Origin of the sequence: Leifsonia sp. Leaf264 (assembly GCF_001422325.1) — a bacterium.
GTDB lineage: Bacteria > Actinomycetota > Actinomycetes > Actinomycetales > Microbacteriaceae > Orlajensenia.
In genome coordinates this window covers 688,960-709,743 of sequence record NZ_LMMR01000001.1, presented here as the reverse complement: position 1 = coordinate 709,743, position 20,784 = coordinate 688,960, and the positions used below count along the sequence as shown (strand labels likewise).

Annotated in this window: 21 protein-coding genes; 13 read left to right on the top strand and 8 right to left on the bottom strand. The window is 69.1% G+C overall.

The window, feature by feature from the left end:
- Positions 1-152: 152 nt before the first annotated feature.
- From ASF30_RS03290 to ASF30_RS03270, 5 genes are all read left to right on the top strand, one after another.
- A complete protein-coding gene (locus ASF30_RS03290; RefSeq protein WP_055901389.1) occupies positions 153-749 on the top strand; it encodes a TetR/AcrR family transcriptional regulator in 597 nt (198 codons plus the stop codon).
- Positions 746-2,008, top strand: coding sequence for an MFS transporter (locus tag ASF30_RS03285; RefSeq protein ID WP_055901385.1), 1,263 nt, complete (start codon positions 746-748; stop codon positions 2,006-2,008). The genes ASF30_RS03290 and ASF30_RS03285 overlap by 4 nt, the downstream gene beginning before the upstream one ends.
- The gene (locus tag ASF30_RS03280; protein ID WP_162240719.1) at positions 2,008-3,288 is read left to right on the top strand and encodes an amino acid deaminase/aldolase; all 1,281 of its coding nucleotides are present in this window, start codon (positions 2,008-2,010) and stop codon (positions 3,286-3,288) included. The genes ASF30_RS03285 and ASF30_RS03280 overlap by 1 nt, the downstream gene beginning before the upstream one ends.
- Entirely contained in the window at positions 3,285-4,649 is a 1,365-nt protein-coding gene (locus tag ASF30_RS03275) for a D-arabinono-1,4-lactone oxidase (RefSeq protein WP_055901383.1), read from the top strand. Before ASF30_RS03280 ends, ASF30_RS03275 begins: the two co-directional genes overlap by 4 nt.
- Before the next feature lie 216 nt (positions 4,650-4,865).
- Complete coding sequence (locus ASF30_RS03270) at positions 4,866-5,606, top strand: hypothetical protein (RefSeq protein WP_055901380.1); 741 nt, start codon at positions 4,866-4,868, stop codon at positions 5,604-5,606.
- 93 nt (positions 5,607-5,699) lie between these two features.
- On the opposite strand, the gene ASF30_RS03265 is transcribed toward ASF30_RS03270, so the two are convergent.
- Genes ASF30_RS03265 through ASF30_RS03255 form a run of 3 tightly spaced genes read right to left on the bottom strand, consistent with a single transcriptional unit; the run spans position 5,700 to position 7,830 of the window.
- Positions 5,700-6,434, bottom strand: a complete 735-nt coding sequence (locus tag ASF30_RS03265; RefSeq protein ID WP_055901377.1) for an ABC transporter permease — start codon at positions 6,432-6,434, stop codon at positions 5,700-5,702.
- Positions 6,431-7,165 carry an ABC transporter ATP-binding protein gene (locus tag ASF30_RS03260; RefSeq protein WP_235480272.1) on the bottom strand — a complete coding sequence of 245 codons (735 nt, stop codon included), beginning with the start codon at positions 7,163-7,165 and terminating at the stop codon, positions 6,431-6,433. The genes ASF30_RS03265 and ASF30_RS03260 overlap by 4 nt, the downstream gene beginning before the upstream one ends.
- 11 nt (positions 7,166-7,176) lie before the next feature.
- A complete protein-coding gene (locus ASF30_RS03255; protein ID WP_082467410.1) occupies positions 7,177-7,830 on the bottom strand; it encodes a TetR/AcrR family transcriptional regulator in 654 nt (217 codons plus the stop codon).
- 125 nt (positions 7,831-7,955) lie between these two features.
- Here ASF30_RS03255 and ASF30_RS03250 point away from each other — a divergent pair, with 125 nt between their 5' ends.
- Entirely contained in the window at positions 7,956-8,522 is a 567-nt protein-coding gene (locus ASF30_RS03250) for a LemA family protein (protein WP_055901368.1), read from the top strand.
- A gap of 22 nt (positions 8,523-8,544) precedes the next feature.
- The gene (locus ASF30_RS03245) at positions 8,545-9,417 is read left to right on the top strand and encodes a M48 family metalloprotease (RefSeq protein WP_055901365.1); all 873 of its coding nucleotides are present in this window, start codon (positions 8,545-8,547) and stop codon (positions 9,415-9,417) included.
- 94 nt (positions 9,418-9,511) lie between these two features.
- Here the strand turns inward: ASF30_RS03245 and ASF30_RS03240 are convergent, their stop codons facing one another.
- On the bottom strand, positions 9,512-10,717 hold the full coding sequence (locus ASF30_RS03240; RefSeq protein ID WP_055902457.1) for a winged helix-turn-helix domain-containing protein: 1,206 nt from the start codon (positions 10,715-10,717) through the stop codon (positions 9,512-9,514).
- 89 nt (positions 10,718-10,806) lie between these two features.
- Here ASF30_RS03240 and ASF30_RS03235 point away from each other — a divergent pair, with 89 nt between their 5' ends.
- Both ASF30_RS03235 and ilvA read left to right on the top strand, forming a co-directional pair.
- Entirely contained in the window at positions 10,807-12,030 is a 1,224-nt protein-coding gene (locus ASF30_RS03235) for an AI-2E family transporter (protein ID WP_055901361.1), read from the top strand.
- A complete protein-coding gene (gene ilvA / locus ASF30_RS03230; protein ID WP_055901359.1) occupies positions 12,023-13,294 on the top strand; it encodes a threonine ammonia-lyase in 1,272 nt (423 codons plus the stop codon). The genes ASF30_RS03235 and ilvA overlap by 8 nt, the downstream gene beginning before the upstream one ends.
- Before the next feature lie 140 nt (positions 13,295-13,434).
- Here the strand turns inward: ilvA and greA are convergent, their stop codons facing one another.
- Both greA and ASF30_RS03220 read right to left on the bottom strand, forming a co-directional pair.
- Positions 13,435-13,926, bottom strand: a complete 492-nt coding sequence (gene greA / locus ASF30_RS03225; protein WP_055901356.1) for a transcription elongation factor GreA — start codon at positions 13,924-13,926, stop codon at positions 13,435-13,437.
- Between the two features lie 87 nt (positions 13,927-14,013).
- Positions 14,014-14,409: a DUF4307 domain-containing protein gene (locus ASF30_RS03220; protein WP_055901353.1), complete on the bottom strand. Its 396-nt coding sequence runs from the start codon at positions 14,407-14,409 to the stop codon at positions 14,014-14,016.
- A gap of 86 nt (positions 14,410-14,495) precedes the next feature.
- On the opposite strand from ASF30_RS03220, the gene ASF30_RS23085 reads away from it, so the two are divergent.
- Entirely contained in the window at positions 14,496-14,837 is a 342-nt protein-coding gene (locus ASF30_RS23085; RefSeq protein WP_183060725.1) for a hypothetical protein, read from the top strand.
- Between the two features lie 6 nt (positions 14,838-14,843).
- Here ASF30_RS23085 and trhA read toward each other — a convergent pair whose 3' ends face one another.
- The gene (gene trhA, locus ASF30_RS03210) at positions 14,844-15,650 is read right to left on the bottom strand and encodes a PAQR family membrane homeostasis protein TrhA (RefSeq protein ID WP_082467409.1); all 807 of its coding nucleotides are present in this window, start codon (positions 15,648-15,650) and stop codon (positions 14,844-14,846) included.
- 73 nt (positions 15,651-15,723) lie between these two features.
- On the opposite strand from trhA, the gene ASF30_RS03205 reads away from it, so the two are divergent.
- The 3 genes from ASF30_RS03205 to ASF30_RS03195 all read left to right on the top strand — a co-directional run bounded on the left by ASF30_RS03205 (position 15,724) and on the right by ASF30_RS03195 (position 19,226).
- Positions 15,724-16,509, top strand: coding sequence for an isoprenyl transferase (locus tag ASF30_RS03205; RefSeq protein WP_055901350.1), 786 nt, complete (start codon positions 15,724-15,726; stop codon positions 16,507-16,509).
- Positions 16,510-16,566: 57 nt separating this feature from the next.
- A complete protein-coding gene (locus tag ASF30_RS03200; RefSeq protein ID WP_055901348.1) occupies positions 16,567-17,688 on the top strand; it encodes an aminotransferase class V-fold PLP-dependent enzyme in 1,122 nt (373 codons plus the stop codon).
- A 194-nt stretch (positions 17,689-17,882) separates the two neighbouring features.
- Entirely contained in the window at positions 17,883-19,226 is a 1,344-nt protein-coding gene (locus ASF30_RS03195; RefSeq protein WP_235480271.1) for a PhoH family protein, read from the top strand.
- A gap of 123 nt (positions 19,227-19,349) precedes the next feature.
- Here ASF30_RS03195 and ASF30_RS03190 read toward each other — a convergent pair whose 3' ends face one another.
- Complete coding sequence (locus tag ASF30_RS03190) at positions 19,350-20,774, bottom strand: class II fumarate hydratase (RefSeq protein ID WP_055901345.1); 1,425 nt, start codon at positions 20,772-20,774, stop codon at positions 19,350-19,352.
- Positions 20,775-20,784 lie beyond the last annotated feature (10 nt).

Genomic DNA, 20,784 nt, shown 5'->3' with positions numbered 1-20,784 from the left:
GGGGAGGCGCTGAATCACGACTCGGTCACGACCCGACCGCATCCGGCGCGACACGTGCATGCGCATCCGTCGCGATAGTGCATACTGAGTCATCGCCTCGAGTGGGTCGATCGTCCCACTTATCCTGTCCCGTCGTCGTGTGAGGAGTCGCAGTGCCCCGCATCCCCGCCTCCGAGCGCCGCGTCGCTCTCGTGCTGGCCGCGGTGCAGGTCATCGGGCGCGGGGGAGTGTCTGCCGCCACGACCCGGGCCATCGTGGCCGAGGCCGGGATGTCGCTGGCCAGCTTCCACTACGCCTTCACCTCCCACGACGAGCTGATGGCCGAGGTCGTGCGCTGGGTGATCTCCGAGGAGCGTGGCGCGATCCTTCCGGAGGGCGTCGCGGCCGGGTCCCTCGAGGACGTCGCGCGCGCCGGTCTGCAGCGCTACTTCGAGCTGCTGCGCGCCGACCCCGACCGCGAGCAGGCCGTCAACGAACTCGCCCTGCACGCCCTGCGCACACCGGGCATGCAGCACCTCGCACGCCAGCAGTACGCGGGCTACCACGCCCTCGCCGCTGCTGCCCTGACTTTCGCCGCCGAGCACACCGACAGCGAATGGAAACGCCCCGTCGAGGAGGTCGCGCGACTGCTGGTCGCCCTCACCGACGGTCTCACCCTGTCGTGGCTGGTCGACCGTGATGACGCGGCGGCCTCCCACCTCATCGACAATGCGGCCGCACTGGTCGCAGGAATGGCGCACACACGATGACCACAGCATCGGCGACCCAGCCGGCCGTCTTCAGCGAACCGACGCAGCGGGTGACCGGCGCCTGGATCGCGGCGTTCGGAGCCGCCTGGCTCGGAATCTGGATGGCGCAGCTCACGCCCATCCAGCTGCTCCTGCCCCAGCAGATCGATGCTGAACTGCATCCCGAGAACTGGATCGACAGCGTCGTCGCCTTCGGGATCATCTCGGGCATCGCCGGCCTGTTCGCCATCATCGTCTACCCGCTCACTGGCGCACTCTCCGACCGCACGACCTCGCGCTTCGGCCGACGTCGGCCGTGGATCGCCGGGGGAGCGCTGCTCTTCGCCGTCGCCCTCGTGCTGCTCGGCCTGCAGCACGACCTCGTCGGAATCGGCGTCTTCTGGGTGCTCGCCCTCTCGGGCTTCTGCGTCATGACCGCAGCCCTCACCGCCACCATCTCCGACCGCGTGCCGGTCGACCAGCGCGGCTACGTCTCGGGCTGGCTCTCGGCACCGCAGGCCGTCGGCACCATCCTCGGCATCCTGCTCGTCACGGTGCTGGCTCTCAGCCTGCTGGCCGGATACGCCCTCGTCGCCGTGCTCCTGCTGGTGCTCACCATCCCGTTCCTGATGCGCCCGGATGCCGTGCTCGCCCCCGAGCAGCGCGAACGCATGAGCGCCCGCGGCGTCATCGGCAGCCTCTGGATCTCCCCGCGCGAGCAGCCCGACTTCGGCTGGACCCTCCTCGGCCGCATCCTGGTCAACTTCGGCAACGCCTTCGGCACCACGCTGCTGTTGTACTTCCTCATGTTCGGACTCGACCGCACCGACGCCGAGGACGACCTGCTCATGCTCACGGCGGTGTACATGGTCTTCGTCATCATCGCCGCGCTGGTGCTCGGACGCCTGTCGGACAAGCTCGGCCGTCGCAAGATGTTCGTCATCGTCGCGTCGGTGCTGCAGGCCGTCGCGGCCGTGCTCCTCGCGTTCTTCCCCGACTTCACCGTCGCGCTCGTGGCAGCCGGTCTGCTGGGGCTCGGCTACGGATGCTTCCTCTCAGTGGACCAGGCCCTCGCGACGCAGGTGCTGCCCGATCCGGAGAACCGTGGAAAGGACCTCGGAATCATGAACATAGCCTCGGCTGTGCCCCAGGCCATAGCGCCCCTGCTCGGAGCCGGCATCGTCGCCATGATGGGCGGCTTCACGGGCCTCTTCCTGCTGGCTGCAGTGTGTGCGGCGCTCGGCGCCGTCGCCGTCATGCGCGTGAAGAGCGTGCGCTGATGGCCGCCGCATCGAACACGGCATCGAGCTCCGTGCCCAGCACCACGCTGCTCGGCCTCGACAAGGTCCCCACAGCGCAGCCGTGGCTGGAGACGGGCCCGTTCTGGTCGAGCCTGGACCGCGCCACGGCCGAACTCGACCCGCCGTTCGGCGTACTGAGCCTCGACGCCATCCGCCACAACGCCCACGACATGCTGCGCCGAGCCGGCGGAACCCCCATCAGGGTCGCCAGCAAGTCGATCCGGGTGCGCAGCGTGATTGAGGAGCTGCTGCAGCTGCCCGGCTACAGCGGCGTGCTCGGTTACACCCTGGCCGAGGCGCTCTGGCTCGCCGAGACCATCGACGATGTCGTCGTGGGATACCCGACCGTCGACCGCGCGGCCATCCGTCGCCTCGCCACGTCGCCGCAGCTGGCCTCCCGCGTGACGATCATGGTCGACTCGCCGGCGCAGCTCGACGTGGTCGACGCCGTGCTGCCTCCCGGGCAGCGGGAGAACATCCGCGTCTGCCTCGAGCTCGACGCCTCCTGGAACTCGCCCGTCCTCGGCCACATCGGGGTCCTGCGCTCTCCGGTGCACGACGCCGACGCAGCGGCCTCCCTCGCCCAGTACATCGCGGGTCGCGCCGGATTCACCCTCGTGGGAATGATGGCCTACGAGGCCCAGATCGCCGGAGTGGGCGACAGGCCCGTTGGCAAGCCCCTCGACGGAGTGGTGAAGCGCTGGATGCAGTCGCAGTCCATCGAGGAGCTCCACGCCCGCCGCGCGGCTGCGGTCGCCGCCGTCAGGCGCGTCACCGACCTCGAGTTCGTCAACGGCGGCGGCACCGGCTCGCTGGAGTCGACCCACGAGGACGGCTCCGTCACCGAGATCGGTGCAGGCAGCGGCATCTTCGGCGGCCACCTGTTCGACAACTACAGCCGCTTCACGCCGGCACCCGCGGCATCCTTCGCCATGTCGATAGTGCGTCGCCCGGTGCCCGACACGGCGACGATCCTCGGAGGCGGCTGGATCGCGTCCGGACCTCCCGGACCCGACCGCCTGCCGAAGATCGTGTGGCCCGCCGGACTCTCCATGGCACCGCGCGAATCCGCCGGTGAGGTGCAGACCCCCGTCAGCGGACGGGCAGCGCGGACCCTCCGGCCCGGCGACAGGGTGTGGATGCGCCACACCAAGTCCGGCGAGCTCGCCGAGCACCTGAACGAGTACGCGCTCGTCGACGGCGACACAGTCGTGGGTGCGACCCCCACCTACCGCGGAGAAGGGAAGGCATTCCTGTGAGTGCGACCGGCGCCGTCTGGCGCAACTGGGGACGGACCGAGTCGGTTCGTCCGGCTCGGGTCGAGCGGCCGGCCACGACCGGAGCCGTGCAGCGCGCGGTCGAGGCTGCGGCACGCACGGGGATGCGCCTGAAGCCCGTCGGCGCCGGGCACTCCTTCACCGGCATCGCCGTGGCCCCCGGCGTGCAGCTCGACCTCACCGACCTCAGCGGCATCATCGACGTGGATGTCGCCCGGCAGCGGGTCACCTTCGCCGCTGGCACCCGCCTGCATCAGCTCCCGCGCCTGCTGGCGCCGTACGGCCTCGGCCTGACCAACATGGGCGACATCGACCGGCAGTCCATCTCCGGAGCCACCTCGACGGGCACGCACGGCACGGGCGGGCGCTTCGGCGGGATCGCGACGCAGATCCGCGCGCTCACTCTCGTGACGGCATCCGGCGAGCTCCTCCGCATCAGCGAGACCGAGAACTCCGAGCTGCTCGGTGCCGCCGCCCTCGGGCTCGGCGCCCTCGGTGTCGTCGTCGACGTGACCCTGCAGCTCGTTCCGGCGTTCGCCCTGCAGGCCGTCGAGCGTCCCGAGCCGCTGGAGGACGTGCTGGAGCAGTACCTCGACCGCAGCCACTCGGCCGACCACTTCGAGTTCTATTGGTTCCCGCACACCGCGACGGCCCTCACGAAGACCAACACCAGGCTGCCGGCCGATGCGCCGCTGCACCCCCTCGGCAGGTTCTCCCGCTTCGTCGACGACGAGGTCATCGCGAACGGTGCCTACCGCGTGCTCTGCGCGCTCGGCACGGCGTTCCCCGGCACCGTGCCGGCGACGGCCCGTCTTGCCGAGAGGTTCTCGGGCAATCGGGACTTCACGGATGCCGCACCGTCGGTGTTCGTGACGAACCGGAGCGTGCGCTTCCGCGAGATGGAGTACGCGCTCCCGCGCGAAGCCGTTCCGTCGGCCATGCGCGAGGTGCGCGAGCTCATCGATCGCAACGACTGGAAGGTCTCCTTCCCGTTGGAGGTGCGGTCGGCGGCCGCCGACGACCTCTGGATGTCGACGGCATCGGGTCGCGACTCCGGCTACATCGCCGTCCACCGCTACTACCGCGAGGACCAGCGGCCGTACTTCAGCGCTGTCGAGGCCATCATGCGCGCCCACGACGGCCGCCCTCACTGGGGCAAGATGCACGGGCTGGATGCCGCGGAACTGGCGACGATGTATCCCCGGTTCGACGACTTCGTGGCCCTGCGCGATCGCCTCGATCCCACCGGAATGTTCGCGAACCCCTACCTCGACCGTGTTCTGGGCGTCGCTCCGGGCCGTCCCAGTCCGGGGGGCGCGCAGTCCCTTCACCGATCTCGCTGATTATCTGCTTGATCAGGAAATCCATCCAAACTGAGGGCTTCTCGATTAACCCCCTCTTCGGGTGGGCGGCCGTCGCCGTGCTCGCACGGGGGCGTTGACAGTCATTTCTCCGCGCTGAGAACCTGTGGCTGTCGGCACCCCCTACAGTGCCGGTGGCCTTGCCTCCCAACTCCCTACGGTTGCGTGGCGACCGCGTGTCGCCCGAATGGAGACCTGATGCACCCGAACCGCTCCGACGCCTCGACGACCGAGCGCAGCAGAAGCCCGTGGTTCACGGCCGTGGCGATCCTCCTCGCCACGGTCGTGATCTCGGCCGGAACCACCGCTGCAGCGGCTGCCCAGGCGGCGGAACGCAGTGAGCGGGTCGCCGAGGCCCGCACCGCGGCCATCGCCGAGGCCGCCCACCGCGTCGGCCTCGGAGCCGGGGGTCTGGACCTGTCGGCCGCTCGCCTCGCCTCGGCCCGCGACCTGGTCGCCACCGAGCTGGGCCTGGCGGCGACGGCCTTGTCGGCGAGTGCCGGCAAGGCGACCGATGCCACTCGCGCGTCGTTGCAGGAGGCGACGGATGCCGCCGGCATTGCGTCGTCGACCGACGTCGACGCCGTGCTCGCCTCGGTCTACACGCTCCGCGAACTCGAGAAGAAGACCACGGAGGAGATCGCCGCCTGGCAGAAGGCCGAGGACGCCCGCATCGCCGCAGCTGCCGCTGCTGCGGCCGCAGCCCAGGCCGCCGCCGATGCCGCAGCCGCGGAGGCCGCTGCCGCAGCCGCGTCGTGGTCGGACGAGTCCTCTGACGACGCCTGGGTGGAGCCCGCCGCTGCTGCGGCGACGCCGGAGGGGGCCGCAGCGCCCGCTCCGACATCCGAAGCACCGGCCAATGACAGTTGCGGTCCCTGCCCCGGTGCGACGCTGGTACCCGTCGTGTACGAGGGCGTCACCTATTGGGGCTGCCCGTAGGGCCCCATCCCCAGCCCGGGCGCAGTCCCGGTTGCAGCGCTTCGGGTGCGCTCCGACCGGGACCGCGTCCGCCTCTCGATCGGCGGCGGTCCGCTATGGCGTCCGCCGCCGCAGCGTGATCGAGCCGAGGACGATGGCACCCACGATGAAGGCGCCGATGATGGCGATCTGGCCCCAGATCCAAGCCGCGCTCTCGCTGTCGGCTGCGACGGCGTTCAGGGCGTCGATCGCGTGCGACAGAGGCAGCCAGTCGCTGATGGCCTCGAGCCCGGCCGGCAGCTGATCGCGCGGAAGGAAGATTCCGCCCAGCAGGATCTGCGGGAAGACGAGCAGCGGCATAAACTGCACGACCTGGAACTCGGTGCGGGCGAAGGCGCTGGCGAGAAGGCCCAGGGCCGTGCCGAGGATCGCATCGGCCAGGGCGACGACCAGCAGCAGTCCGATGCTGCCGTCGATCGTGAGCCCGCACACCCACACGGCGAAGGCGACGGCGATGGTGGCCTGGAACACGGCGAGCACGCTGAACGCCAGCGTGTAGCCCAAGATGAAGTCGCCCTTGCCCAACGGCATCGCGAGCAGGCGCTCGAGCGTTCCCGAGCGGCGTTCACGCAGGGTGGCGATGCTCGTCACGAGGAACATCACGATGAACGGGAACAGCGCGATCATCGCCGGTCCGATCGTCTCGAAGACGTCGGTGTCGACGAAGATCCACGCCAGCAGTCCGATGAGCAGGGTCGGAACGACCAGCAGGAGGGCGATGGTGCGGGGGTCGTGCCTGATCTGCATGAGCACCCGACCGGCAGTGGCGAAGGTGCGGCGGGCGTTCATCGCTCGCCCTCCTCGCCGCGCGAGGCGATGATGGCCAGGAAGGCACCCTCGACATCGGAGGCGCCGGTGGCTCCGAGCAGCGCCTGGGGCGTGTCGTCGGCGAGCATCTCCCCGTCGCGCATGAGCAGCAGCCGATCGCACCGGGTGGCCTCGTCCATGACGTGGCTCGAGACCAGCAGGGTGGTTCCGGCATCCGCGAGCCTGTGGAACAGCTCCCAGAGCTGCACCCGCAGCACGGGGTCGAGGCCGACGGTCGGCTCATCGAGCACGAGCAGCTCCGGTCGCCCGAGCAGAGCGGCTGCGAGCGAGACCCGGGAGCGCTGGCCGCCCGAGAGGGTGCCGACGACGCGGCCGGCATACCGCGTGAGGTCGGTCTCCTCGATGACGCGGGCGACGTCGGCTCGCGGGGCGCCGAGCACGGAACGGAAGTAGGCGATGTTCTGCGTCACGGTGAGATCGTCGTAGACGCTCGCGGCCTGGGTCACGTAGCCGACCCTGTGCCGCAGCGGCACGCTGCCGGCTGGCTCCCCGAGCACGGTAACGACTCCCGACTTCACCACCTGCACGCCGACGATGGCGCGCATGAGCGTGGTCTTGCCGCTTCCGCTCGGCCCCAGCAGGCCCACGACCCCGCCGCGGGCGATGGCCAGGTCGAGGCCGTGCAGAACCGTGGTGGTTCCTCGCTGCACCCGCAGATCCCGGATGTCGACGGCCGGGGCCGCGCTATTCATCATGTGATGAATTATTCGCCTGCCGTGACGGCTCCGTCAAGGGGGAAGCCGGTCAGGTGCCACTGCACCGCCGGCCCGAGACGGGCGACGAGGTCGTCGATGGGGGCGCTGGCGAGCGGCTCCAGGCGCAGGACGTAGCGTGTCAGCATGATCCCCACGATCTGCGATGCGGCGAGTGTCGCCCGCAGATCGGCGTCGGGGGTGTCGAGCGCGGCCGCGATGCGCCGGAACACCTCGCGCACGAGGAAGTCGCGCAGCAGGTTCGTGCCGTCGGTTCCGACGACGGATCGGATGAGGGCGGTGCCACGGGCACGCACGGCCGGCTTCTCGAACTCCTCGAGCAGGAACCGCACGATGTTCACGCCGATGTCCTCGCGGGGCCCGGCGAGGACCGCCTTGATGGCGCGGTCGGGGCGCAGGGGAGCGGCGATCACCTCGGCGAACAGGTCGGCCTTGTCGTCGAAGTAGTGGTGCACGAGCGCCGCGTCGACGCCGGCGCGCCTGGCCACGGCACGCAGCGACGTCGCGTCGTAGCCACGAGCTGAGAACTCGCGCTCGGCCGCGGTGACGATCCGCGCCCTGGAGTCGCCTGCGGCGCCGAGGCGAGGGCGTCCGCGCCGACGCGGGCCGGCGTCCTCCGGGGTCTCGGCCGCTCTCTCGCTCACGAGTGCAGAGCCTACGCCTGCCGTGTTGCTTGGAGAGTGATGGGAACGCGCTGCGAGCCGAGTATGCCCCGTTTAGGATGAAGGAGTCGCGCGATCGCGCCTCTCACGCCCAAGGAGTCCTCGCCATGGAATGGCTCATTCCCCTCATCGTCGTCGTCGTCCTTGTCGCCATCGTCGGCCTCTACCTCTGGGCGACGTACAACTCCCTCGTCACGCTGAACGTGAGGGTGGATGAGGCGTGGAGCGACATCACGGTGCAGCTGAAGCGCCGGGCGGACCTCATCCCCAACCTGATCGAATCGGTCAAGGGCTACGCGGCGCACGAGCGCGGCGTCTTCGAGTCGGTGACCCGTGCGCGGGCCGAGACCCTCTCGGCGCAGGGCCCCGTCGAGGCATCCGCCGCTGAGAACCACATGCAGCAGGCGCTCAGGTCGATCTTCGCCGTCGCCGAGGCCTATCCTCAGCTGCAGGCGAGCCAGAACTTCCTGCAGTTGCAGGCCGAGCTCGTCGACACCGAGGACAAGATCCAGGCGGCGCGCCGGTTCTACAACGGCGGCGTGCGCGAGCTCAACACCAAGATCAAGGTGTTCCCGAACAACGTCTTCGCGAAGCGCCTCGGCTTCTCCGAGCGGGACTTCTTCGAGGTCGCGGATGCCGCGGCCATCGCAGAGCCCCCGCGCGTCCAGTTCTAGCCGTCAGGAGCCCTGAGGCCCCTTGTACAGCGCCATAGCCAAGAACAAGCGCAACACCGTCGTCATCATCATCCTGTTCATCGCGATCATCGCCGGACTCGGATGGTTGGCCGGATACGTCTACGACAGCCCGACGATCGTGGTCGTCACCATCGTCGGTGCCCTCGCCTACGCGATCTTCCAGTACTTCTTCGCCGCCTCCCAGGCCGTCGCCATCTCCGGCGGCGTGCAGATCGAGAAGGCCGACAACCCGCGACTCTGGCGCACCGTCGAGAACATCGCCATCTCGCAGGGACTGCCGATGCCGAAGGTGTACATCGTCAATGACCCGGCCCCCAACGCCTTCGCGACGGGCCGCGATCCGCAGCACGCCGTCGTGGCCGCGACCACCGGACTGCTCGATCTGATGGAGGACTCCGAGCTCGAGGGCGTCATGGCCCATGAGATGGGGCACGTCAAGAACTACGACATCCGCGTCTCCATGATCGTGTTCGGCCTGGTGGTCGCCGTCGGCTTCATCGCCGACATGTTCCTGCGCATGGCCTTCTTCGGCCGCGGGCGCGACAACAACAATCCCGTCGTGCTCGTCTTCGGACTCGTCGCCATGCTGATCGCCCCGCTCGTCGCCGGCCTCGTGCAGGCGGCGGTGTCCCGCCAGCGGGAGTACCTCGCCGACGCGACCGGGGCGCTCATCACCCGCCACCCCGAGGCCCTCGCCAGCGCCCTAGCCAAGCTCGGCGCCTACGGCAGGCCGATGCAGAAGCAGAACAGCTCGATGGCGCACCTCTGGATCTCGAACCCGCTCGCCGGCGGCGGTATCGCCAAGCTGTTCAGCACCCACCCGCCCCTCGAGGAGCGCATCGAGCGCCTGCAGACCATCGGCGGGCAGTTCTAGCAGCGCTTCGGCCGCGCGCTCCGCGCGGGCCTCAGCGAGCGGATCTGGGATCGCCGCTTGTCGAGGGCAGAGCGAAGCGACCGCCCGAAACGCTTCAGCGTGACGCCAGCTCCGCCTCCAGCGCCGCGCTCAGCGTGCCGCGACCGACGACCTCGATCGAGTCGAGCGCCTGCCACCCCGAGATCTCGTGCAGCACCCCGGCCACCCTGGCGGCGATCTCGGGAACCGATGCCGCTGGCACTCCCTCCTCCAGCCAGGCCGACTGCACCCGAAGCACCTTCGCCTGCCGGTCGTTCTTGAGGTCGATGCGTCCGACGAGGGCGTCGTCGAGGAGAATCGGCAGGCTGTAGTAGCCGAAGATCCGCTTCTCGGCCGGCGTGTAGATCTCGATGCGGTAGTGGAACCCGAACATGCGCTCGGTGCGCGCGCGCTCCCACACCACGGGATCGAAGGGCGACAGCAGCGCTGCGGCCTGGACACGGCGGGGGAGTCTGGCGTCGCGGTGCAGCCACGCCGGGAAGCGCCATCCGTCGACCGTAACCGGCACCAGGGTTCCGGCCTCCTCGAGCTCGGCGATGGCGGCCTTGGTGTCGGCACGCTTGAGCCTGTAGTAGTCGGCGAGGTCCTTCTCGGTGCCGATGCCATGGGCGGCAGCAGCCCGCTCGACGAGCTGCACGTGGGCCTCGTGCCGCGGCACCTCCCGTTCGATGACCGCGGCAGGCAGCACCTGCTGCGGAAGGGCGTAGGTGCGCTCGAACCTGGTGCGTCCGGCCGACACGACGTCGCCCTGGCGGAACAGCACCTCGAGCCCGCGCTTCACGTCGGACCAGCCCCACCACGGTCCGCGGCGGACGTTCGAGTCGTGCTCGATCGCACTCGCAGCCATCGGGCCGTTGGCCGCGAGCTCCTTCACCAGCCACTCGAGCATCTGCGGGTTCGCCGCGGCCCAGGAATCGCGGCCGCCGAAGTAGGCCCTGTAGTCCTCCATGCGCCAGCGCCACGACGACCAGGTGTCGACGGGGATGACGGCGGCCTCATGCGCCCAGTACTCGACGTAGCCGCCGCGCGTCGGGAAGGTGAGCCTGTCCAGTCGGGCCTTGTCGTAGGCCCCGAGGCGGGCGAACACGGGCTGGTAGTGCGAGCGCTCGTAGACGTTCACGGAGTCGAGCTGCAGCAGTCCGAGCCTGTCGATGACGCCGTTCAACTGGCGGGTGCCGACGGATGCCGGCCGCGGCCGGCCGAAGCCCTGGGCGGCGAGAGCGATGCGGCGAGCGAGGGCTGGAGAGACGGACTCAGGCATGGTCCTGCGACGATAACAGTCGGTGCCGACACCGGCGATGCGCGCCGGCGAGCCCGAGCTGGCGGCATCAGCGACCATAGACTGAACCGATGAGCGAATCTTCGGGTGAGCAGCGCGGGTGGTGGCCGTTCGGGCGACGGAAGCCTGAGGCGGAACCCCCCTTCAGCGTCGAGTCGTCGATCCCCGACGGAGTACGCCTGGCTGGCGGCTGGTCGTGGCGCCTGCTGGTGATCGGCGCCGTCGTGGCGGTGCTGATCTTCCTCATCATCCAGTTGCGACTGATCGTCATCCCCCTGTTCGTGGCCGTGCTCCTGGCCGCCCTGCTCGTTCCCTTCGTCGGCTTCCTTCGGCACCACCGCTGGCCGGCGTGGCTGGCCATCGCCGTCGCGATGCTCGGCACCCTCGTCGTGGTCGCCGGCCTGCTGGTGCTGGTGATCACCCAGATCCAACGTGGAGCGAGCGACATCGCCGGACGCGCCGTCGAATCGTTCGACGATCTGAAGGCGTGGCTGCTCGCCTCTCCGCTGGAGCTCAGCGAACGCGAGATCAACGACTGGATCGCGCAGGCCTGGGCCGGCATCCAGCAGGACAGCGAGGTCTACGTGTCGGGCGCGCTGTCGCTCGGATCCTCCATCGGACACCTGGTGGCCGGGCTGTTCCTCACCCTGTTCAGCCTGCTCTTCATCCTCATCGACGGCAGGGGGATCTGGCGCTGGATCGTCAGCCTGTTCCCGAAGAAGGCCAGGGCGGCCGTGGACGGCGCCGCCATCGCGGGCTGGACCACTCTCACCAACTTCGCCAGGGTGCAGGTGCTGGTGGCGGCGATCGACGCCGTGGGCATCGGCCTCGGCGCCTTCCTGCTCGGGGTGCCCCTGGCCATTCCCATCGCCGTACTGGTCTTCCTCGGCTCGTTCATCCCCATCGTCGGCGCCGTCGTGACGGGCACGCTGGCGGCGGTCATCGCCCTCGTCTACAACGGACCGTGGATCGCCTTCTGGATGATCGTCGTCGTCCTGGCTGTACAGCAGCTCGAGGGCCACGTGCTCCAACCCCTCATCGTGGGCAGCGTCGTGAAGGTGCATCCGCTGGCCGTCGTACTCGTGGTGGCGACGGGATCCCTGCTCGCCGGCATCCCCGGAGCGCTCTTCGCGGTCCCGGTGGCGGCGGTCATGAACGTCATGGTGCGGTACATTTCCAGCGGGGTCTGGAAGACGAGACCCCCGGTCGAACCGGCGCTACCGCAGTCGATGCTGTGGCAGACGGTTCCCCAGCCCCGCCCGGGCTATCGAAAGGACGACACGACGGATGCCTGATTCCGCGAACACCCCGCTCGCCTCGACCGGAGCGGCCGGCACCATCGCGGGGCCGCAGCTCGCCGAGTTCGAGGCGGCGCGCGCCACCGTCGCGCGAGTCGTGCGCATCACTCCCGTCGAGACCTCGCGTCACATCGCCGAGGTGCTCGGTGCGCCGGTGTTCCTGAAGTGCGAGAACCTCCAGCGCACGGGCTCCTACAAGCTGCGCGGGGCGTTCAACAGGCTGTCGTCGCTGAGCGACGAGGAGCGCGCCCGCGGCGTCGTCGCGGCATCCGCCGGCAACCATGCCCAAGGCGTTGCGCTCGCGGCACGGGAGCTCGGCATCCGGGCCACGATCTTCATGCCCGTCGGCGTCGCCTTGCCCAAGCTCGAGGCCACCCGGGACTACGGGGCCGACGTCGTGCTGCGCGGCAACGTCATCGGCGAGACCCTCGAGGCCGCCGCAGCGTTCGCCGCGGAGTCGGGCGCTGTGCTCATCCCGCCGTTCGACCACCCCGACGTCGTCGCCGGCCAGGGAACCCTCGGGCTCGAGATCCTCGAGCAGGTTCCGGATGTCGACACCGTGATCGTGCCGATCGGCGGAGGCGGTCTCGCCTCGGGCGTCGCTAGTGCCATCCGCCAGCAGTCGCTCGCGACGGGACGCAGCGTGCGCATCGTCGGCGTGCAGGCGGCCAACGCGGCGCCGTACCCCGTCTCCCTCGCCGCGGGGGAGCCCGTGAGCATCCCCGTCGTGCCGACCATCGCCGACGGCATCGCCGTCTACAGGCCGGGCAACCTGAACTTCGAGATCATCCGCGACACCGTCGACGAGATCGTCACGGTCTCGGAGGACGACGTGGCGCGCGCCATCATCGTGTTGATGGAGCGCGCGAAGCTCGTCGTCGAGCCGGCCGGAGCAGTCTCCGTGGCCGCGATCCTCTCGGGCGCCGTGACGGCCGACGGGCCGACCGTCGCGATCCTCTCCGGTGGCAACATCGACCCGCTGCTCATGCAGCGCGTGATCAGCCACGGCCTGGCGGCATCCGACCGCTATCTCACGATCTCGATCATGCTTCCCGACCGCCCCGGCCAGCTCGCGCGCACGGCCGAGCTCGTCGCTGCCGCGAACGCCAACGTGGTCGAGGTGCTGCACACCAGGCACGGTGCCGGTCGCGAGATCAGCGACGTCGAGCTGCAGCTGTCGATCGAGACCAGGGGACCGGCGCACAAGGACTTCGTCGTCGAGACCCTGCGTGCTGCCGGCTACGACCCGCGCATAGTCTGACGCACGGCGCGCGCCGCGCCGCATCCCTGCCCCCCAAACGCCGAACTGCCCACTTCCGCTAGTGGCGAGGGCCTCGCACTGGCGGAAGTGGGCAGTTCGGTGACGGATGTGACGGACGGACGGACGGACGAGCTGCGCTGCTACTGCCCGGTCCAGGTCTCGACGGCGGTGATGGTCACGGCGATCTCGCGCCCGTTGGGGGCCGTGTAGCTGGTGGAGTCGCCGACGGCGAGGCCGATGATGGCGGCGCCGAGCGGGCTCTGCTCGCTGTAGGCGTCGAGCTCGCTGCCTTCGGCGATCTCGCGGCTGCCGATGAGGAACGTCGTCTCGTCACCCGCGATGGTGGCCGTGATGATGGTGCCGATCTCGACGACACCGTGGCTCTCCGGCGCCTCGCCGACCTCGGCGGTGCGGAGCAGCTCGGTGAGCTGACGGATGCGCGCCTCCTGCTTGCCCTGCTCCTCCTTGGCGGCGTGGTAGCCGCTGTTCTCCTTGAGGTCGCCCTCCTCGCGCGCCGACTGGATGCGGTCGGTGATCTCCTGGCGCCCCGTGGTGCTGAGGGTCTGCAGCTCGTTGTTCAGGCGGTCGTAGACCTCCTGGGTGAGCCACGTGACGGATGCGTCCTGCGACATGTTTCTCCTCGAGAAGTGTGTACTGCTCAGATGGTGCTGCGGATAAGAATGACGCCCCAACGTGACCGTCGGGGCGAATGAGCCATGTTAGGTCGCCCAGCAGCTCGAAATCAAACCCGTGTTGCTCTGGCGTGACGTGCGCACCTCTTCGGTGAACGAGCGCGTGTACACCGACGCCGCAGGAATGTCGACGACCTTCCAGCCGACGATGGAGAAGTCCTCGTTCAGCGCCTGCACGGCGCAGCTCGCCGTGGTGCCAGCCGGCATCGAGATCTCGAACGTCACGCTCACAGTGCGGGCGTCGATGATGGTGTGCTTGGTGTCCTGGGCGTCGATGGTGGGCTTCGCGCCGTCGAGGCCGGCCCAGACCACCCAGGCGGCGAACACCACGACGAAGGCCGCCGCGACGATGCCGATGATCCAGCCGTCGCGTCGGCGCCGCGTGCGCGTACGTCCGTAGCGCGCGTCGAGTTGGGTGGTCATGGAGCTCCTGGCTGTCGGGACACGTGCCCCGCAAAGGTTAAGCTGGGTCTCTAGGCTAACAAGAGCGATTCAAGGAGTTGTCACGCGTGCTCGTGAGCATCACCGACCTGCTGGTACGGGCATCCGTCGTCATCGAGACGACGGCGCCGACTCCTCCCGATGAAGACCTCATCACACCGGGCGTGGTCGGCTTCATCGCCACCTTCTTCGTGGCCGTGGCCACGGTGCTGCTCATCATCGACATGGTGCGGCGCGTGCGTCGGGTGAACTACCGCGACCAGATCCGCGAGAAGCTGCTGCTCGAGCAGGCCGAGGCCCAGATGGCGACGACGGATGCCGCAGACCCCGACGCCGACCCCGATGCGGCGCCGGCGGTGCCGACGACGCAGGCCGGCGATCCCGCGGCTCCGGGCGACGAACCGAGGTAGCTGCCGCTATCCCGCGTGGTAGGCGGGAGCGAGTGCGATCAGCAGCACGGCCGTCCAGTGGCACAGGAACGCGAACAGCGTGCAGGTGTGGAAGATCTCGTGGAAGCCGAACCGCCCCGGCCACGGGTTGGGCTTCTTCAGTGCGTAGACGATGGCCCCGCCCGTGTAGAGCAACCCGCCGATGACGACGAGCACCATCATCGCCACGTTGGCGTTCAGCAGGTCGACGATGTACATCATCGCCGCCCAGCCCAGCGCGATGTAGATGGGGACGTAGAGCCAGCGCGGGGCGCCGATCCAGAAGACCCTGAAGCCGATGCCCAGGAGGGCTCCCGTCCAGACGAGTGCGAGCAGGAGCCAGCCCTTCTCGGGCGGCAGGGCCAACACGGCCAGCGGCGTGTAGGTTCCGGCGATGAGCAGGAAGATGTTGGCGTGGTCGATGCGCTTCAGGATCACCTTGGTGCGCGGCTGCCAGTCGAAGCGGTGGTACAGCGCCGAGTTGCCGAACAGCAGCAGCGAGGTGAGCACGAACACTGCAGACGACCACTGGGCCCACGGACCATCGGCGAGGCAGATCAGCACGATCCCCAGCACCAGGGCAAGGGGGAACGTCCCTGCGTGGATCCAGCCGCGCCAGGTCGGCTTGACGTCGTCGGGATTGGCCGGAGAGGCATCCAGGAACGGGATGTTCGGCAGGTCGGGGCCGAGGTCCTCATCGGTCGCCACAGCGGCGTCCGAGCCGCTCAGTTCCGCTCGGGGCTCATCGAGGTGCTCGCGCACATCCTGGGGTTCGCGGGGGTCGACGGCGCTCATGCGCCCAGCCTACGACAGCGGGCATCACGCCCCGCTGTGAGGGCGGCGCGGCTCGTGCACTACCGTTGACACCGTGCAGAAGAGGGAAGAACCGCTGGGGCGTGGCCTGCTCTACGACCTCTACCAGCGTCGTCTCCGGGGCGGTCTGAGTCCCGAGACCATGCCGCGACACGTGGCCATGATCATCGACGGCAATCGTCGGTGGGCCCGTCAGCTCGGCCTCGCGACGGCAGCCCACGGGCATCGGGCCGGCGCTGCCAAGATGAGCGAGTTCCTGCAGTGGTGCGACGACCTCGGAATCAGCGTCGTCACCCTGTACCTGCTCTCCAGTGACAACCTCTCGAACCGTGCCGGCGAGGAACTCGATGCCCTCGTGGAGATCATCGCCGAGCTCGCCGAGGACCTCTCCCACCACGGCGACTGGAGGGTGAAGCACGTCGGCTCGACGAGCGGCCTCCCGCAGGCTCTCGTCGACAGCCTCGCCGCGGCTGAAGCGCGCACGGCCGGTCACACCGGGCTGCACATCAACCTCGCCGTCGGCTACGGCGGCCGCACCGAGATCACCGATGCCATGCGCTCGATCGTCGCCAGTCACCATGCCGAGGGCCGCAGCCTCGAGGACCTCGCCGAGAGGCTCACGCCCGAGCTCATCGGCGAGCACCTCTACACAGTCGGCCAGCCCGACCCCGACCTCGTCATCCGCACCTCCGGCGAGCAGCGGCTCAGCGACTTCATGCTCTGGCAGGCGGCGCACAGCGAGTTCTACTTCGTCGAGGCGCTCGGACCAGACCTCCGCGAGGTCGACTTCCTCCGCGCCCTCCGCGACTACGCCAGGCGTCACCGCCGCTTCGGTGCCTGAGCGCGCCGGGGGCAGGCGCCCCGACATCCTTCCCAGTTCCCACGAAAGGCAGGCGCGATGACAGCGCTCGACGACTACCGCGACGGCTTCCTCGAGGAACCCGGCTACCTCGACTTCGGCCGCGTCGGCCCGCTGTCGGCGCGGGTGGTCGCCGAGTCGCAGGGGATGCACGACATCCTGGCCAAGGCGCGGTTCGGCTCCCTCGCCGACTTCGACGCCCAGGAGGAGCGTGCTCACGCCGCGGTCGCCGCGGCCACGGGCTTTCCGGCCGAGCAGATCGTCACCCAGCCCAACACCTCGATGGGCGTCACCCATGCGATGTTCGGCCTGACCGGCGGCGTGCTGCTCTCTGCTGGCGAGTTCCCCACCCTTCCGATCTCGGCTGTGCGTGCAGCCGAGGCCCTGCACGTCGTCACGCCGGTGTGGCTCGAGACCGACCACGGCAGGGTCACCCCGGGCCAGGTGCGCGATCAGCTCACCTCGTCGATCGAGGCCGTCGCCGTCACCCTCGTCGATTCGCGCACGGGCTACCTGACCGATCTCGACGGCATCAGGCAGGTGATCGGCGACCGCCTGCTCATCGTCGACGCGATCCAGGGATTCGGGGTCGTCGATGCCGCATACGAGGCGGCCGACGTCGTCGTGTCCGGTGGTCAGAAGTGGTGCCGCGCGGGCTGGGGCACCGGATTCCTGGCACTCAGCGAACGCGGCATCGATCGACTGACGCCCGTGATCAGCGGCTACAGCGGAACCGGAGCGGCCGAGGTCTGGGACGAGGTGCCGCCGCCGGCCCCCGGCGCCCGGGCCTTCCGGGTGACGAACCCGGATCGCATCGCCCAGGGCAGGTTCGCGGCCGCGCTCGAGGAGATGAACGAGGTCGGTGCCGACGTGATCCAGTCGGCCATCGCCGAGAACGTCGACCGCGTCATCAACCTCGCCGATGAGTTCGCCATCCCCGTGTCGTCGTCCCGCGACGAGGGCGAGAGGGCCGGGCTCGTCGTCCTGGAGCCGCCGATCGACCAGCTCACCCTGCTGACCGCATCGCTGTTCAACCACGGTGTCACGGCGACGACGCGCACCAGCTCGGTGCGTCTCAGCGTGCACGCCACGCTCCACGACGACACCGTCGAGATGCTCCGCGGAGCCTTCACCTCGTACTCGACCGCCGCCATCTACTGAGCCCATCGGCGTGTCGTGTGACGGGCGGGAGTCTTCCCGCGTGTCGTACCGGCATCCGTCTCGACCGGACGTACGTTGCCCTCATCAGATAAGGCATCTGATCGAGTCGGCCACATAAGACGGCTCGAAACCCGCCACGTGGCCGCTCGCAAGTTCCGAGTGCGAAGCTCGGGGTGGGAGCGGTTGTGACCTCACTGGAAATCCAGAAGTCGGTTCAGCACGGTGCGGATGCCGGGACCCGAACGCTCGAGCGCACGTACGTGCTCGACACGTCGGTGCTCCTCAGCGATCCGGGTGCGCTGTTCCGCTTCGCCGAACACGCCGTGGTGCTGCCGGTCATCGTGATCGCAGAGCTCGAGTCCAAGCGACACGACCCCGAGATCGGCTTCTTCGCCCGCAAGGCGCTCCGCACCCTCGACGACCTGCGCGTCGAGCACGAGCGACTCGACTTCCCGATCCCCGTCGGTGACGACGGCGGCTCGCTGCGAGTCGAACTCAACCACTCCAACATGTCGGTGCTGCCGAACGGCCTCCAGCTGAACGACAACGACACCCGCATCCTCGCGGTCGCCCTCAACCTCGCGAACGAGGGCCTCGACGTCACAGTGGTCTCCAAGGACCTCCCGTTGCGCGTCAAGGCGGCGTCGATCGGACTCGCCGCCGAGGAGTACCGGGCCGAACTCGCCGTCGACTCCGGTTGGACCGGCATGGCCGACGTCACGCTCGGTTCGCGGGAGATCGACGACCTCTACGAACAGGACTACCTCGAGACCCGCATGGTCGCCGACCTGCCGATCAACACCGGCGTCGTCGTGCATTCCGACCGCGGCAGCGCGCTGGCCAGGGTCATCCGCAAGGGTGAGCTGCGGGTCGTGCGCGGCGACAGGGAGCTGTTCGGCCTGCACGGTCGCTCGGCCGAGCAGCGACTCGCCATCGACATGCTCCTGGATCCCGAGATCGGCATCCTGTCACTCGGGGGCAGCGCGGGAACCGGCAAGTCGGCCCTCGCGCTGTGCGCCGGACTCGAGGCCGTGCTCGAACGGCAGCAGCACAAGAAGATCATGGTGTTCCGCCCGCTCTACGCCGTCGGAGGCCAGGAGCTCGGCTACCTGCCCGGTGATGCCGGCGAGAAGATGAACCCCTGGGGGCAGGCGGTGTTCGACACCCTCGGCTCGGTGGTCTCCGACAACGTGCTCAACGAGGTCGTCGAACGCGGCATCCTCGAGGTGCTGCCGCTCACGCACATCCGCGGTCGCAGCCTGCACGATGCCTTCGTGATCGTCGACGAGGCGCAGTCGCTCGAACGCAACGTGCTGCTCACGGTGCTCTCGCGCATCGGCCAGAACTCGCGCGTCGTGCTCACCCACGACGTCGCGCAGCGGGACAACCTGCGCGTCGGCCGTCATGACGGCGTCGCGTCGGTCATCGAGACGCTCAAGGGCCACCCGCTGTTCGGGCACGTCACCCTCACCCGTTCCGAGCGCAGTGCGATCGCGGCTCTCGTCACCCAGATGCTGGAGGGCAACGAGCTGGCCTAACAGCCCGACTCAGGGGTCCTCGCACCCGAAGCGAGGGCGTCCTGCTCGAAACGCCCCCATCCGTTGCGGATGGGGGCGTTTCAATCCGCTCACCTCGTCGATCGTGAGGTCGGGCGGGAGGTGCTACATCCTGACGGGCGGACGCGTCATCGACAGCACGTCGAGGGCGCTGTCGAGCTGCTCGAGCGAGACCTCGCCGCGCTCGACGAATCCGAGGTCGATGACGGCCTCGCGCACGGTGATGCCCTGGGCGACGGAGTGCTTGGCCACCTTGGCGGCGGCCTCGTAGCCGATCACCTTGTTGAGCGGGGTGACGATCGACGGCGACATCCCGGCGAGGGCTGCGGCGCGCTCGACGTTGGCCTCGAGGCCGTCGACGGTCTTGTCCGCGAGCACACGGGTGGCGTTCGACAGGAGGCGGATCGACTCGAGCAGCGCCGTGCCCATCACCGGGATCTGAACGTTGAGCTCGAACGCTCCGGAGGCACCGCTCCAGGCGATCGTCGCGTCGTTGCCGATGACCCGCGCCGCGACCATGAGAACGGCCTCGGGGATGACGGGGTTGACCTTGCCGGGCATGATCGATGATCCGGGCTGCAGGTCGGGGATGCTGAGCTCGCCGAGTCCGGTGTTGGGGCCTGAGCCCATCCAGCGGATGTCGTTCGAGATCTTGGTGAGGCTGACGGCGATGGTGCGGAGGGCACCGGATGCGTCGACGAGGCCGTCGCGGTTGGCCTGGGCCTCGAAGTGGTCGGCCGCCTCGGTGATCGGCAACTCGGTCTCCTGCTGGAGCAGCTCGATCACGAGCTGGGGGAAGCCGGCGGGGGTGTTGATTCCGGTGCCGACGGCGGTGCCGCCGAGCGGGACCTCGGCGACCCGGGGGAGTGCAGACTGCACGCGCTCGATGCCGAGGCGCATCTGGCGGGCGTAGCCGCCGAACTCCTGCCCGAGGGTGACCGGGGTCGCGTCCATGAGGTGGGTGCGGCCGGCCTTGACGACGCTCGACCACAGCTCCGCCTTCGCCTCGAACGCCACAGCGAGGTGGTCGAGGGCGGGGATGAGGTCATCGATGAGCGCGCTGGTCACGGCGATGTGCACGGAGGTCGGGAACACGTCGTTCGAGGACTGCGAGGCGTTCACGTGGTCGTTCGGGTGCACCGGGCTGCCGAGGCGGGTGCTGGCGAGGTTCGCGAGCACCTCGTTCATGTTCATGTTCGACGAGGTGCCGGAGCCGGTCTGGTAGACGTCGACGGGGAACTCGGCGTCGTGGCGCCCGGTGATGACCTCGTCGGCCGCCCAGGCGATGGCGCCGGCGACGTCACTGCTCAGCACGCCGAGGCGCTCGTTGGCGATGGCGGCCGACTTCTTGATGCGCGCGAGAGCGGCGATCTGCGCCGGCTCCAGCGTCGATCCGGAGATCGGGAAGTTCTCGACGGCACGCTGGGTCTGGGCGCTGTACAGGGCGTTCACGGGAACGCGCACCTCTCCCATCGTGTCGTGTTCGATGCGGTACTCGGACTCAGCCGCGGTGCTCACGTTGTGTGTCATGCCTTTCGAA